Below are 13530 nucleotides of genomic sequence, written 5' to 3'. Positions count from 1 at the left end.
CACGGTAAACCTTCTAATATCCCACGTCCTGAAATAATACAGAGAAACCTGCCAGAAGAGAGGACACAGAATATGCACAGAGCACAGACAGAACGAATCATCCTTCATGTGGACATGGATAGTTTCTTTGCATCTGTTGAAGTCCGGGAAAATACAGCCCTTACGGGTCAGCCGGTGGTCGTTGGTGCTGACCCGAAAAACGGGAGGGGACGTGGCGTTGTCTGTACGTGTTCATATGAGGCACGTGGGTATGGTATCCGGAGTGCGATGCCTATCAGTGAGGCATATGTGCGCTGTCCGGAAGCAGTCTACCTGCCGGTTAACCACGCGTTGTACTGTCAGGTATCAGCAGAAATTATGGACGCCATCAGGCCATTTGCCGATATATTTGCTCAGGTGAGTGTGGATGAGGCGTATTGTGATATTTCTTCATGTGGGTCATATACCGCAGCAGAGGCTTTGGGAACAGAAATAAAAAATATTGTCAAATCCCACCACGGAATTACGTGTTCCGTCGGTATCGGGCCAAATAAGACAATCGCAAAAATTGCATCTGATTTCCAAAAACCGGATGGTATGACCATTATCAGACCAAACAATACCACATCATTCCTATCACCTCTTCCGGTGAGAAAAATTCCCGGTATCGGAAAAAAAGCAGAAGAACGACTTGCATCACTGGGCATCACAACCGCAGGAGACCTCGCAAAAGCAGACCCCGGTCTGCTCAGAACAAAACTCGGAAAATGGGGTTTCGTAATGCATGCACGTGCCAATGGTATCGATGATACCCCTGTTGCAGACAGAGGTGAACGGAAATCCATTGGTAAGGAACGAACCTTTCCCAAAGATGTGACAGACGCACAGTACATATGCCAGACCCTTACCTCTCTCACAGCAGAGGTATGCAGGCGCCTCAGGAAGGATGGGAGACGTTGCAGTACGGTAACCGTGAAAATTCGTTACCGGGGATTTATAACCCGGACAAAGGCATCATCTTTCAGCCATGCAACTGACCGCGATGACCAGATTGAACAAACAGCTCAATCACTTATTCTTCCGTTTCTCACCACCACTCCGGTCCGTCTGATTGGTATCTCTGTCTCCGGGCTTGAACGGACAGGTGACGGGCAGATGACACTGGATGCGTTTTCAGAAAACTCAGGATGACCGTAATCCAAAAGAAAACAGCTCATTTCGAACATAAAATAAGATAAAAACAGGTGCTACAGGGACAAATAAGATAAATTGCTACACTCTCCCCAGACACTCTCAGGAACAGACTTCATGAGTAACGCTGGGCACATCATAGGCAATTTCCCTGCAAATACCAATAAAAAGACAAAACGAGATAAAAATATATGGATCGGACAAAATGCTCATGCGAGATCTGTTCCAGCATCACCTCCCGAAGGGGAACCATATCCGACCAGACTGCATCTCCTGCAGTTATCCGAATACATGAAAATTTAAAAATTCATACTGTTTTCATCAATCCAAAGGCCCATCCACAGCCAAAATCATCACATTTTTCGGACATATTAAATACCACATTCACATACCATTGCGATAGTGAAAAACTATGACCGATATCATTGAAAACGAGACAGCAGGAGCAATGGATTTCACCCCTTCATGGTGGACTTTTGTTCTCATGGGAATCATTGCAGTTATATTTGGCATATTCTGTGTGATCATGCCAGGATATGTGACGCTCTTTTTAGGCTACTTCATCGGTGCTTTTGTGGTGGTCTGGGGAATTATTACAGTCGTGCAGGCTTTAAAACCGCACGAAGGCGGAACAGGACGTTCGATTGCACTCATAATTCTGGGTGTGCTTTCAATTATCCTCGGCCTGATGGTATTCACCAGTATCCTCAGTGCATGGTTCCTCATGACCTACCTTATTGCCTTCTGGGCATTCCTGACAGGATTTACGAATATATTCCAGGCATTTACCGGGAAAGACAGTACCTGGTACAAAGTGCTCCTCATCATTGCAGGCATCATCGCAATCCTCCTTGGATTCTATGTAATGATATACCCACTGATGGCAACGGCAACCGTCATCTATGTTATGGGCATATTCCTGATTGCGTGGGGTATCGTTGTTACGATAACCGGCCTTATGGCACAGAAATAATCATACCTTTTTTCGGTTTCCCCTGGTTGTCTCAAATCATCTCTGGCACCGGATGGTGAAATCCGGCGATGAATCCTCCATATTTGTCTGATGGCACTCGTGTGACACATACCTGCACACAATGAATATTGTGCATCTGCCACCGATGAAAACATGCAGGTATTTTAGCGGGCAGCACCATACGTATTATTATTATGGAATGGACTATCAGATCAGAAGAACCGGATGACGCTGCAGGTATTGCTGCGGTTCTCACTGATGCATTCAGCCGGGAGGACGAGGCCGAACTGGTCTCTCTGATCCGTAATTCTGATACCTATGATCCTGAACTCTCACTTGTCTGTATTGAGGATGAAACCATCGTCGGTTACGTGCTCTTCTCGCCGGTGGTTATCCGTGCGAAAGACTGCGATGAGACACCTGCCCTCGCTCTTGCCCCCATGGCAGTGCTTTCAAAATTCCGGAACCAGGGAATCGGCACCGCACTCATTGAAGAAGGCATTCACCGATCCTACCAGAAAGGAACGAAAATCATCGTTGTACTCGGTGAGCCTGGATACTACCGCAGATTCCGGTTTGAATCAGCAAAAGCGCATGAAATAAAACCGCCATGGGAGGTTCCCGAAGGAGCATTCATGGTCCTCAGCCTCGAGACAAATGCCCTCCGTGACGTACATGGGGTTGTACACTATCCGGAAGCGTTCTCACACACGACAAACACACCACAATAAAAATCCGTGAGGAAACACAGACACATGGCACGCATACTCTCTGAGAAAGACCAAAAAATTCTTAAAAAATGTGCACCAGAGTGCGATGACCTGCTCTGTTCAGGGTCAGGAGTCACCTATCGCTCTGTCCTGCCACCTGTTGCAAACCATTATGCGACGAATGCAGATGACTTCAGAGAACGAATAAACCGCCTGACAGCAGATGAGCTTGAATATCTCACTACGCTCATCACCACCGGCGAAGAGAGCCTTTGTTGCCTTCCTCCCGACTACTTTGCCGCCCTTCTCGAACAGGTAACAGAGCAGCTTGGCAAAAGTGTCCGGCGTGAAATGCTGAATGCGTATCGCAGTGGTGATGACTGTTTTATCTAAGCCACAACCACAAATACTCTCCAATCCCGGAATACGTTTCAGGAATGTCCCGGATAAAAGATAGATATGATTCCCTTGAGCAGAAGATACAGATATGAAACCAGAGATATTACACAGGAGAGTAAAATAAAATGAGAATAACAATTCGCAGTTTTGCCCGCTTCCGTGAGATATTCGGAACAGAAAAACTGATTGAAACCGACAGTTTCGCCTCGCCTAAAACCGTGCTTTCACTCCTTTGTAAAGAGAAAGAGTGCAGAGACACACTCTTTACCCCGGATGGCACACTTCATCCACACATTACCATAACCCTTAACGGGAGGCGGTTATCTACCGGAGAGACAGATGAAACAACGCTTGCAGATGGTGATACACTGGTGATCTATCCACCAGTATCAGGAGGATAAAAATACATGATTTCCATACAGAAAGATGATATTGACATTGGAGCACTCATACAACAGTCGCGTAACACCCATATGGGTGCTCAGGTAGTCTTTGTAGGCACCGTGCGTGACGATGGTATTGAGGCAATCGAATTTGAGGCAGACCGAACCACAGCAATCGCTGATCTCACCACAATTGCAGCGGAAGCAACCGAAAAACATGGGCTCATTTCAGTTGATATCATTCACCGGGACGGTCTCCTCCAGACAGGGGAGACAATTTTGGTCATTATCGCAGGTTCCGCTCATCGTGAGGAGGGATTTGCCGGGTGCCGGTATATTATTGAAGAGATTAAACGATATGTGCCGATCTGGAAAAAGGACATCACTGCCAGTGGTGACTCCCGCTGGCATGATTAGGTGCCGGTGAAAAACCAGCAGATATCAGAAGGACTGAATATCCGGAAGATTTCACCTTCTTCTTCGCCCTCAGACTCTTCAATCACAACAGTAGCGGCCACATATATTTTACGGGAGAAAATAGGCGTACCCCGAAAATAGTCCTTTGCATCAGCATATAAATACAGCAAAATCAGGTATTTTTTGAGTGAAATGACTGATTTTCACCACAAAACTCAATAAACAAAATCCGATATACTCCTGTCAGGATGGCAAGTGCCAGCGGCCCGTACAGAAAACCCATCACCCCCATAATAGCAATTCCACCAAACAGGGCAATAAATATCAGGACAGCATTCATTTTTGAGCGTTTTCCCATAAAAACGGGGCGCAGATACCAGTCAGGAATAGCACACAGGAGAGGCCAGCCTATCAGCAGTATCAGTGCCACTCCAAAGTAATCCCCGAGAGATAAGGCATAGACGGCAAGAAATGCTACGATAATAACCGGCCCAAATACGGGAATTAATGCAAATATCGCACAGACAATCGACCAGAAGAGTACATGCCCATATCCGAGGAAGGTGAAGAACGGCAGGGCAGCTATAAAGACAATCAGAGCGATTCCCACGTGGACAATGATAAGGGAGTAGAGTGTGTCTGAGAGGAGCACATTGAGAATAGAGAGTTTTGGTCTCGATTCTTCCGGTACAAGAGCCCATATTTGATGAAAAATCTGTTCCCCGTACAGAATACAGAGATACAGGAAGAGGAAGAGAATCATGAAAATGATTGAGTAATAGGCGGTTGCACCAAGAATTTCACCAATAGAGCCTGTCACTGCAGCGATGATACTATCGACAATTGACTGAATATCCAGGACAAACGGGTTGACAGACATGCCAAATACCCCCCCACCTATGGAAAGCCAGGCAAAGATGCTATTAAAGACCTCCTGAATATACTCCCCGTTTGCAAAGATGACACCAAAGGAGACCAGCAGCATAACCACAATAAAGATGACCACGCCGGTTGTGATGAAAATGGATGAAAGCGACGGTCGGATATGCTTCTTCAGCCCATTGTGAAAGGGTATCAGAACCACTGCAAGTGCTCCTGCAATAATGATGGGATTGAGCAGTTCACGGAACACCAGAGTGATCAGGAGAACCAGAAAAACCAAAATGGCAATGACAAACCAGTCTCTTCTCCTTCTTCCGTCATTCATTGGGGGGCTATACTTCATACCCGGTTATAATACTATCGTCAGCAGGATTACTCACGGGGGAGAGGAGTATAATACTCACACCAGGTTCTCTCTCTCTCTCTCTCTCTCACATAACACGAGTAAAGGCGTCCGCATAATGTGAGAGGCCTCCCTGTGCATTGTCTCTGTATCTGTGGACAGGAGGTATGGATACATTGACGGGTACTATTTTGACGGGACACATGTTCGTATCCAAAATATATCAGAAATCAGGCATGACATATCCAATGCCAGACATTCCGGCATGACATTCTTCTCTTTGATGGTCATTCCCCCTTGTTTTCGGTTATTGCTCACAGATAGAGAGAGAGATACAAAATTGAGAAGTCAGATTCACCAGGACATGACCGAATAGACACAAAATCAGTTCAATTTACAAATGAGCTTATTATATCAGAGGAAAAGTGGTAAAACCATCTATACCCTGCCATATCTTTATTATCCTGACATGCGATTGGGTGATACAAGACAGGATGTTTATATGAAAGATGGATGGCTGGTTACACTGACGGTCGAGATGCGGGTTCGTGGAGCTGATTCAAGGCGGGAAGCCGTATGGAGCGCTGCAGAACATCTTGAAAATGCAATCCGCAACTCTGTTGATGTTACCTACTCTGCAGATGCGAAACGTATCAGCCAGTTCGATGAAGAACCAATATTTGGAACACAATGGGATTAAAAATCAAATTGAGCAGTCCTGACTACTGATAATCACACAAGAATTGTAACTTCATCTATTTTAGCCGGGATCGTTCGGATGACGGTGACAGCAGTACCTACAGGGGGAATAAGAGTGATAGTGATCTTTTCACCTGCCAGTGCCGCATCCGATTCCTGCAAACGGATCACAATAGTCGCCTGTTCATCTGACTGGATGAGATATGAATCCCCGGCAGAAGATACATCAGCTATTGTCCACATCCCTGGAAGAGGTGGCGTACCCGATATAAGAGTGCTGTTTGGCTGGATGGCCAGAATTTTTTCAGACGTCATATATGTAATTGTGCAACCGCTGAGATCTACCGCCCTTCCTCCCCCGACAGACTGACCAACCGTAAAGCGCAGCATATCCACAGCATCCCGGCCGGGTGCCCGGTAGCCATATACATCACCGGCGAGCATCATGGATGATGCAGACTGTTCCACACCTGCATAGATGACCTTCTGTGCCGTATCTGTTGCAAAAAAACCGGAATTCAGAATGATGAACGAAAATACTGAGGCAACAATGACAAAAGCGATCAGGATAATGGCACCCTCAAGTCCGGTAAACCCGGCATCATCACATCGCCTCTTTTGTATCTGCACCTGATTTCCCCCTCAAAAAGAGCACCGTATGCCCTCATCAGTTGATGCATTTCTGCCCATATAGCATATCGCATACCACCCTTCCGGAGATGATAAGTAAGGTATTTCTCATTCGCACACAAGAGAAAAATATGGAATTACAGGAAACAGGATCAGGCATTGCAGGAATGCTTCGTCCGTTCAAGAAATATATGGTCGAATCGGGGATTGCAGACACAGATCAGGTAGTTTTTTACGGTTGCCCTGGAACGTGCACACCATTCGTTGAACTTCTCACGTATGCAGTCCGTGACCTGCCCTTTGAATTTATTTTTGTTCCCCGGCTGGACGAATCGTCAGCGAAAGTCCTCAAACCGGTTGCCCACGTAGGTATGCAGGTTACATCCCATGCCCCGGAAACCTTTGATCCCAAGGTCATTGTGATAATGGGAGGTCTTGCCATGCCAAATGAGCCAGTAACAGCTGAGATGGTTCAGGAAAAAATTGCAGGATATGATGCTAAAATTGTGGGCATCTGTTTCATGGATATGTTCCGGCGTGCCGGATGGCTGGAGAAAATAGCCTTTGAAATGGTCATCAATGCCCAGATGGATCCGGTTGAAGTCTGGAAATGAACTATTATCCAGTCATTTCATCAGAGATCACCGGAGAATACAACCTCTTTTTTTCCATCCGTATATGTCGCTGTGGCAACCACATGCTCAATTGCAGATGGGGTCCCGTTATACGCTTCCCTCGCCATAATAAACGATTCATGGCGTGAAGGATATACCCATTCCATCGTATGAAGGCCGCCCGTGTCTTCAACAGCCACCAGAATCGTTGCAACCTCATTTTCCATGAGACCACCATCAATCTCCACTTTATACCCTCCCCCATATGCAGATACGGAGAGAATCAGATTCTCAGAGGGGGCAAATATGGGGACCAATTCTGTGGTAGAAACGGGTGTTTCATCCGGAAGAACAGTTGGAAGAGGGGTCGGAGTTGCCACCAGAATATCTCCTGAACCTTGTCCTGGCAGGCCATATATGAGAATAGCAAGGCCCAGTACCACAAAAATCATGACTGCCAGCCCGGCAGTCATGGAACGTCTCCGTGACGTGGGTTTGGATTCAGTATATGAAAACGAAGCAGATGGACATGATTTATTTTTGGAATCATCAGGGGATACACTTTCTATCGGAGCAGAAGATTGTCCTGGTGAAGGGACACTACCCGATGAGGAAGCAACGGAAGGACGAATCCGGCCATTCCCTGTGACGGATAGTATCTCATCTTCAGAAGGGGCATTTTCCATATCATTCTCTTTGGATAAATCTTCCTCCCATCTCTCAGACAGGGTGTCTTCATCAGACATAGTCCTGTCCGCCATATCAGTACGTGATGACGTAATTTGACAATCCGGACTCTCATCCGGCAACTCACCTTCCTCTGCCTCAATGATGGCAGGCTGGCTCACATCACCCCCCCACCCTCTGGCACCTTCCCGGACCGGACCAAATGGTGTGTGTGCGTCTCTCGTATCCTCCGCAACAATGAACGGAGTATATTCACTCCCACCATGATTGTGCGACACTGAAATTTCAGTACCACATTCCGGGCAGACATGTAACCCCACCGGAATATTTGCACCGCAGTTCGGACAGAACATATATTTTACCAATGTAATGTGAACACTCTAATTACAATATCTTTCGTTCCTCATGCCATCTGTATTGTGTCAGCCAAAAAAATGCAGGAATAAACCATTAACAGGAGCATATGCAATATTCCACCCCCAGAAGAAACCAAAAAATACCTCCCCTCTTATCTGTTCTTCTCATCCGGGGACATTGTCAGCAAAAACTGCGATATTTTATACAAAATTTTTACTGAGTGCACGTTCCTTCAGCAGGCAACAAAAGGAGACAAAAAAAAGAAAAAATTAGATGTATGGATTGCGCAGACCTTTGTCAACGCCAAAGGTTGCACGCTCATCCAGATGCTTCTGGTTCTTTGTGATCTTCTCAGTTGCGAGTTTGGTCACAAGATCCAGACCTGGCTTGACATCTGCAATAGGCTTGGTCTCGAAGTATCCTGCTTCGATTGCCTTGCCCCAGATTGTTTCACCGGCCTTTGTGCGGGTGAAGACTGTGGACCATCCGTCGGGGCTTCCGACAGATCCGGTTGAGACGTCAGCAAGATTTGCGACATAGTCCAGACAAACATGGCAGCCAGGCTGCTCAAACTTGTGGGTCAGCTTGAGCGGGATCTGTGAGACTGCACCACGTGAGGTGTACACAGAGAATTTACCCTTGCCAATGTCCATTTTAGCAGCGCTCTCCATCTTCACATTACAGAGGTCTTCCACCATGGTCTCGAGACTCTGGTAGGAGAAGTTCTCCATACAGAATATACCAATTGCAAGAGCAACCTTGGATCCGACAGACCGCATACCCATTGGGTAGAGCTGAGCCTTTCTGATAGCCTGAATCTGGCACGGTGTGCCAACGATTCCGACCTTATCAAGACCATACGAACGGGTTGCCTCTTTAATCATTGACATGTTCGGGCAGATGGTGTAGCGAGTGCCGCGTGCTTCCATCAGTTCTGCAACCGTAGTTGCAACAACAGGCTCCGGATTGTATGGCTCATCGCCCTGTCCTGCAACAACAGCACCATCAATGATGCCCTCTTCGAGTGCAAATGCAAAGAGCTGGGTGACAATTCCACCGTCCTGTGAGGCGGAACGAATTGACGGGTCAGCTGCACGTGCGGATACACAGTTCTTGTAATTTCCGAGAACCATTTTACTCATCTCCCTTGCCCATAGCAGCATCAATTGCTTCGCCGATTGCCTCAAACTGGTTCATCACATCAAAGTTGAAGAAACTGCGTGGACACTGTGCGTAGCATGCACCACATTTGATACACAGATCACAGTCAATGTTCGGCTTTCCGTATGACATTGTAATTGCACGAACAGGACAGGTTGCAACACAGGTGCCGCATCCCATGCAGAGACCCTGGTTTATAACATCAAACATCAGGTCACATCCACATGCATCTGTACCTCGCTGTGCGAGATCCATGAGAGGCTTGAGGTATGCTGCTGCAAGTTCCTTCTGTTCATCGCTTCCTCTGAGGAGCAGGTATGCCATCACAGCAACATTCTTGATTGATTCCGGTGAGGGTGGGCATGCCGGCAGGTAGACATCTACGTTGATCAGGTCACCGATCGGAACGTAGTTCTCATGCTGGGGCTGATTCCACTGTCCCCCCCGGGCGAACCGGGTAATGTTACCATATGCGGCACAGGAACCGAGTGCAACAACAATAGTTGCATTCCTGCGTGCCTTTTTAATATCCTCCACAGAGTGTGGGTCGTTTATACAGACTGACCCCTCGACAAGTGCCACATCCATCTTTGGGATGTCACGCACATCTGCGAGAGTCAGACAGTAATTGAGATCTGCATAGTTGTCAAGCAACGTAAACAGACCTTCATAATTATCTGCGAGAGACACGAGACATCCGGTACATCCAGACATGTGCACGTGCCCAATCGTAATTTTTTCAGCCACAGGCTTTTCCTCCATCTCTTGTATTTCAGGCTTTTTTTCAACCTTCACATCGCTGGGTTTCACAACCGGTTTTTCCTCAGGCATGACCTTGGGGACAGTCACTGATTCTGGAACCATAACCGGTTCGGGAACGATGACTGCCTCAGGGGATGCCTCAGATTTTTCCGGTTTGCTCCCCGTGAAGATTTTCTTCAGATTTGATAGTAGTCCCATATTCCACCCCTACTTCGGCAAGTGCCATCTGCACTGCCTTCGGAATGGCCATTGTAACTTGTTCCGTGAGCCAGTAATCGACATCCTCAGATTCATTATCAATATCGGATATCGCGATGCTCGCAGGCTGGCACCCAAGTATTATCACTTCAGTCCGTTTTGAGAGTTCAGTCAGCGGGTCCTTAAACCCTCCCCATGAATGCGGATCAAGATACCTCCCCGTCTCTTCATTGGCCAGAAAGTCAGGAGAGACTTTCGTCATCTGACCAGGGTTACCACCGAAATCAAGAATATCAACGATGACCATCTTCTCGACCGGCTGTTCAGCCTCTGCGACCATGGTGAAAAGGAAATGCGGCCCCGCAAGGCCCACGTCCAGAACTTTCAGGTCACCATTGTCCGGAAGGGACAGTTTTTTGATTTCTGATACCACTGCAGGCCCGAATCCATCATCTGTATAGAGAGGATTACCAACACCCACAATCATCTGTCTCGCATACCAGTCAAGCATCTGACTATCTCACTGGAACAGTTTCTGGGCCACTACCTTCTTTGAATCATCGACCACCATCATGTGGGTTGCACAGGACACACATGGGTCGTAGGCACGCATGATGACTTCAGTGAGCTGCCACGGTGCACCCTCAAGTGCCCGGCTGACAGTCGGGAAGTTCCAGGTGGTCGGGACAAGGAGCGAATACCACTGTACTTTGCCGTCCTTTACCTTGGTAAGGTGGACATCAGTTCCACGTGGTGCTTCATTTGCAGCCCAGCCAAGTGTTCCATCACCCTGCGGGATCTCATCTGCGAGGACTTTCCCGTTGGTGTCAAGTGCTTCAATAGCATCCTGCATGCCGTACAGACAGTCCATATATTCCATCTGTCGTGCAATCTGCAGGCCCATTGCGCCCTTGCGGTCATAGTTCCGGAACATTGCAAGACGTGCACGGGGACCAGTCTCAATGGGAGCTCCATCATAGAGTGGGACACCAGTGCATGCTTCCATTGCCGGCCACACCTTGGTACCAACAGGAGTAGTGCCACCAATTGGGTAGTCAGGATCTTCGAGGGATACTTCGAGTTCACCCTGATACCAGTCCCATGGACGGACTTCTGTCCAGCGCTCAGGATACCACTTCTGGTCCAGATCAAGTGATGAGGAACCATAAAGTGTATCTGACGCCATGTAACCCTGGTCGTGGAAACCAAACTTCTGGGTCTTCTCGACTTCTTTGCCACCGGCAACAGATGCCATGGGGCGGTCATCCCAGTCCTTGAAGACAGAGATCATGAAATCCATGTGGTCACGTGCAAGGGGAATAGCCTCTTTTACAAGATCCTGGATCTTAATCTGTGCACGTGGGGAGATGTTCTTGTACATACCACCAACACGGGGGTTGGACGGGTGAATAGGTTCTCCACCGACGATCTCACCAATAGTCTGAGAAACTTCACGGAGTTTCTGGATTCTGAGTGCCACGCTGCGTACTGGTTCTTCGGGAGTGAACGGGTTGATATGGGTGTCCGTTCCCGGGATGTACATGTCAGGCAGTGACAGGATGTTATGCAGTGCATGACTTGCAACACGGTTTGCACACTGAAGGACGACTCTCAGAAGGTATGCATCATCGGGAATGATACAGCCAATCGAGGCTTCCATTGCTTCAGTACCTGCAAGGGTGTGCGCAATCGGACAGATACCACAGACACGGGAAGAAATCTTCGGTGCCTGGTGCATACTCTTACCGATGGCGAGTTTCTCAATGCCCCGTACAGGTGTAAGACTGAGCCAGTCACCGCGGGTAACGACACCGCTGTCGTCAACCTGCATCGTAAGCTTGGTGTGACCCTCATGTCTTGTGGTTGGGGAAATCTCTACAACTTTCGACATAAATTATCGCCTAATTTTTAAATTTTGTTCTTCTGGCTATTCAAACACATACGCATGCAAGAAATCACATACTGTGTGTTGCAACACACGTACCCGCTAAGAAGTACGTATGAGTTATGTGAATGACTGGTTAAAAATAAGTTTCGTTAATTGCACGGGTTTTGTCAAAAAGGTTATGTTGATAAAGTTCCTTTTTCCGGAAAAATTCTCGATATAATGAACCTCTTATTTGCAAAAAAGTTGGGATTTTTGATTAAATTGAAAAATAAGGATTAACTAGCTTTTATTTCAGCTTTCAGTTCAGCAATGGTTGCCTTGCGCTCTGCATAGGCATCATGCTGATGAATACTTTCCTCATTTGTCTGCTTGATAGTGATGACTGAATCACCCGGCAAATAAGAGAATTTCTCAACCACATGTTTGGCCATCTCACGGACACAGTCTTCCACAAACCGGGCATTGCTGTGTGCCGCAAAGACCACGTGACTCTCATCACCGCGTTTCAGAAGTTCATAGATACGGGCACTCATAGAGTCTTTCAGGATATCTATGATGGTCTCGAGTTCAACACGCTGGTCGTCATCCGTCTCGATTAAGAGGAACCCTTTGCCACGTTGGTTATGAGTGGCCATTGGGATCTCATTTAAAAATTCCTGTATTTTATCCTCACTAATCTCAAGATTACGCAGTTTTGCCGAAGCAAGTTCCTTCATAATATTCTGAGCACAGGGACAGGCAGTGATACCGGTCACTTCGGCACCGATCATCTTTCTGACAATAGGTGTTCCATTGTTTCTGTCAGCAACCGCACTGGCATGCACCTCGACGACCTCGTGACATTCCGTCTTTGTTACCGGCGTCTCACGCTTCACCATATACAGACTCTTCATCTTCACTTCTGTACGGTCTGCATACTCGTGATGGTCAAGGAGTTTGCGGGCAACAGCATTGCATACTTCTTCAATACCATTTACTTCACCCTCAATGGCCTGCTGGAGCACTTCATCAATCACCTCAAAATTACGGGAGAGATTAGCTCCTTTCAGGCTGCTGGGGAGATCCACATATACATTAAATGTTGATATGAAAATGACCGGGCGTTTTCCCGGACGTGCGACTTCAACGAGTTTCTTGACATTTTTGACGCCGACCCGGGTAAGGTTGATTCTGACTTCGGGCTGGGTTGATTGTGTATCAGGCAGTTCCATGTTAACCTCGAATGAAAAAAGCAGATTTCAGGTAAGAATTCTGCTG

General features: G+C 47.2%; 17 protein-coding genes. 8 read left to right on the top strand and 9 right to left on the bottom strand.

Features of this window, described 5'->3' with window-relative positions; genetic code table 11:
- Nucleotides 1–72 precede the first annotated feature (72 nt).
- The 6 genes from dinB to L0665_RS08350 all read left to right on the top strand — a co-directional run bounded on the left by dinB (nt 73) and on the right by L0665_RS08350 (nt 4052).
- Entirely contained in the window at nt 73–1170 is a 1098-nt protein-coding gene (gene dinB, locus L0665_RS08375) for a DNA polymerase IV (protein WP_274925233.1), read from the top strand.
- A gap of 412 nt (nt 1171–1582) precedes the next feature.
- The gene (locus L0665_RS08370) at nt 1583–2143 is read left to right on the top strand and encodes an HdeD family acid-resistance protein (protein WP_274925232.1); all 561 of its coding nucleotides are present in this window, start codon (nt 1583–1585) and stop codon (nt 2141–2143) included.
- Nucleotides 2144–2337: 194 nt separating this feature from the next.
- On the top strand, nt 2338–2874 hold the full coding sequence (locus L0665_RS08365) for a GNAT family N-acetyltransferase (RefSeq protein WP_274925231.1): 537 nt from the start codon (nt 2338–2340) through the stop codon (nt 2872–2874).
- A 24-nt stretch (nt 2875–2898) separates the two neighbouring features.
- Complete coding sequence (locus tag L0665_RS08360) at nt 2899–3246, top strand: hypothetical protein (protein ID WP_274925230.1); 348 nt, start codon at nt 2899–2901, stop codon at nt 3244–3246.
- Between the two features lie 131 nt (nt 3247–3377).
- Entirely contained in the window at nt 3378–3653 is a 276-nt protein-coding gene (locus tag L0665_RS08355) for a MoaD/ThiS family protein (RefSeq protein ID WP_274925229.1), read from the top strand.
- A gap of 6 nt (nt 3654–3659) precedes the next feature.
- Nucleotides 3660–4052, top strand: coding sequence for a molybdenum cofactor biosynthesis protein MoaE (locus tag L0665_RS08350; protein ID WP_274925228.1), 393 nt, complete (start codon nt 3660–3662; stop codon nt 4050–4052).
- On the opposite strand, the gene L0665_RS08345 is transcribed toward L0665_RS08350, so the two are convergent.
- Both L0665_RS08345 and L0665_RS08340 read right to left on the bottom strand, forming a co-directional pair.
- Nucleotides 4049–4222 (bottom strand): hypothetical protein, encoded by a 174-nt coding sequence (locus L0665_RS08345; protein WP_274925227.1) that lies wholly within the window; start codon nt 4220–4222, stop codon nt 4049–4051. The genes L0665_RS08350 and L0665_RS08345 overlap by 4 nt on opposite strands.
- 2 nt (nt 4223–4224) lie before the next feature.
- Complete coding sequence (locus L0665_RS08340) at nt 4225–5259, bottom strand: AI-2E family transporter (protein WP_274925226.1); 1035 nt, start codon at nt 5257–5259, stop codon at nt 4225–4227.
- Nucleotides 5260–5779: 520 nt separating this feature from the next.
- Between L0665_RS08340 and L0665_RS08335 the strand changes: the two genes are divergently transcribed.
- On the top strand, nt 5780–5977 hold the full coding sequence (locus tag L0665_RS08335) for a hypothetical protein (RefSeq protein WP_274925225.1): 198 nt from the start codon (nt 5780–5782) through the stop codon (nt 5975–5977).
- Between the two features lie 32 nt (nt 5978–6009).
- On the opposite strand, the gene L0665_RS08330 is transcribed toward L0665_RS08335, so the two are convergent.
- Complete coding sequence (locus tag L0665_RS08330) at nt 6010–6606, bottom strand: archaellin/type IV pilin N-terminal domain-containing protein (RefSeq protein WP_274925224.1); 597 nt, start codon at nt 6604–6606, stop codon at nt 6010–6012.
- A 131-nt stretch (nt 6607–6737) separates the two neighbouring features.
- Here L0665_RS08330 and L0665_RS08325 point away from each other — a divergent pair, with 131 nt between their 5' ends.
- Entirely contained in the window at nt 6738–7220 is a 483-nt protein-coding gene (locus L0665_RS08325) for a DUF2124 family protein (protein WP_274925223.1), read from the top strand.
- Between the two features lie 20 nt (nt 7221–7240).
- On the opposite strand, the gene L0665_RS08320 is transcribed toward L0665_RS08325, so the two are convergent.
- The 6 genes from L0665_RS08320 to mptA form a co-directional block, all read right to left on the bottom strand.
- Nucleotides 7241–8272 carry a zinc ribbon domain-containing protein gene (locus L0665_RS08320; protein ID WP_274925222.1) on the bottom strand — a complete coding sequence of 344 codons (1032 nt, stop codon included), beginning with the start codon at nt 8270–8272 and terminating at the stop codon, nt 7241–7243.
- A gap of 261 nt (nt 8273–8533) precedes the next feature.
- Nucleotides 8534–9397 (bottom strand): coenzyme F420 hydrogenase subunit beta, encoded by an 864-nt coding sequence (frhB, locus tag L0665_RS08315; protein ID WP_274925742.1) that lies wholly within the window; start codon nt 9395–9397, stop codon nt 8534–8536.
- Between the two features lies 1 nt (nt 9398).
- Nucleotides 9399–10385: a coenzyme F420 hydrogenase subunit gamma gene (gene frhG, locus L0665_RS08310; RefSeq protein ID WP_274925221.1), complete on the bottom strand. Its 987-nt coding sequence runs from the start codon at nt 10383–10385 to the stop codon at nt 9399–9401.
- Nucleotides 10327–10896 (bottom strand): hydrogenase maturation protease, encoded by a 570-nt coding sequence (locus L0665_RS08305; protein ID WP_274925220.1) that lies wholly within the window; start codon nt 10894–10896, stop codon nt 10327–10329. The genes frhG and L0665_RS08305 overlap by 59 nt, the downstream gene beginning before the upstream one ends.
- 9 nt (nt 10897–10905) lie before the next feature.
- Complete coding sequence (gene frhA, locus L0665_RS08300; RefSeq protein WP_274925219.1) at nt 10906–12276, bottom strand: coenzyme F420 hydrogenase subunit alpha; 1371 nt, start codon at nt 12274–12276, stop codon at nt 10906–10908.
- Between the two features lie 272 nt (nt 12277–12548).
- A complete protein-coding gene (gene mptA, locus L0665_RS08295; RefSeq protein WP_274925218.1) occupies nt 12549–13484 on the bottom strand; it encodes a GTP cyclohydrolase MptA in 936 nt (311 codons plus the stop codon).
- Between the last annotated feature and the right edge of the window lie 46 nt (nt 13485–13530).

The organism is Methanogenium marinum (assembly GCF_028912405.1).
GTDB lineage: Archaea > Halobacteriota > Methanomicrobia > Methanomicrobiales > Methanomicrobiaceae > Methanogenium > Methanogenium marinum.
Note: the sequence above shows the minus strand (reverse complement) of the source record. Positions and strands in the feature narration are given on the sequence as shown.

Excerpts from the sequence above, each read along its gene's own strand:
- L0665_RS08305 (WP_274925220.1), bottom strand. The coding sequence starts at position 10,896 with ATGCTTGACTGGTATGCGAGACAGATGATTGTGGGTGTTGGTAATCCT.
- L0665_RS08370 (WP_274925232.1), top strand. The coding sequence starts at position 1,583 with ATGACCGATATCATTGAAAACGAGACAGCAGGAGCAATGGATTTCACC.
- L0665_RS08325 (WP_274925223.1), top strand. The coding sequence starts at position 6,738 with ATGGAATTACAGGAAACAGGATCAGGCATTGCAGGAATGCTTCGTCCG.
- mptA (WP_274925218.1), bottom strand. The coding sequence starts at position 13,484 with ATGGAACTGCCTGATACACAATCAACCCAGCCCGAAGTCAGAATCAAC.
- L0665_RS08335 (WP_274925225.1), top strand. The coding sequence starts at position 5,780 with ATGAAAGATGGATGGCTGGTTACACTGACGGTCGAGATGCGGGTTCGT.
- frhA (WP_274925219.1), bottom strand. The coding sequence starts at position 12,276 with ATGTCGAAAGTTGTAGAGATTTCCCCAACCACAAGACATGAGGGTCAC.
- L0665_RS08360 (WP_274925230.1), top strand. The coding sequence starts at position 2,899 with ATGGCACGCATACTCTCTGAGAAAGACCAAAAAATTCTTAAAAAATGT.
- L0665_RS08365 (WP_274925231.1), top strand. The coding sequence starts at position 2,338 with ATGGAATGGACTATCAGATCAGAAGAACCGGATGACGCTGCAGGTATT.
- frhG (WP_274925221.1), bottom strand. The coding sequence starts at position 10,385 with ATGGGACTACTATCAAATCTGAAGAAAATCTTCACGGGGAGCAAACCG.
- dinB (WP_274925233.1), top strand. The coding sequence starts at position 73 with ATGCACAGAGCACAGACAGAACGAATCATCCTTCATGTGGACATGGAT.
- L0665_RS08355 (WP_274925229.1), top strand. The coding sequence starts at position 3,378 with ATGAGAATAACAATTCGCAGTTTTGCCCGCTTCCGTGAGATATTCGGA.
- L0665_RS08340 (WP_274925226.1), bottom strand. The coding sequence starts at position 5,259 with ATGAATGACGGAAGAAGGAGAAGAGACTGGTTTGTCATTGCCATTTTG.
- L0665_RS08350 (WP_274925228.1), top strand. The coding sequence starts at position 3,660 with ATGATTTCCATACAGAAAGATGATATTGACATTGGAGCACTCATACAA.
- frhB (WP_274925742.1), bottom strand. The coding sequence starts at position 9,397 with ATGGTTCTCGGAAATTACAAGAACTGTGTATCCGCACGTGCAGCTGAC.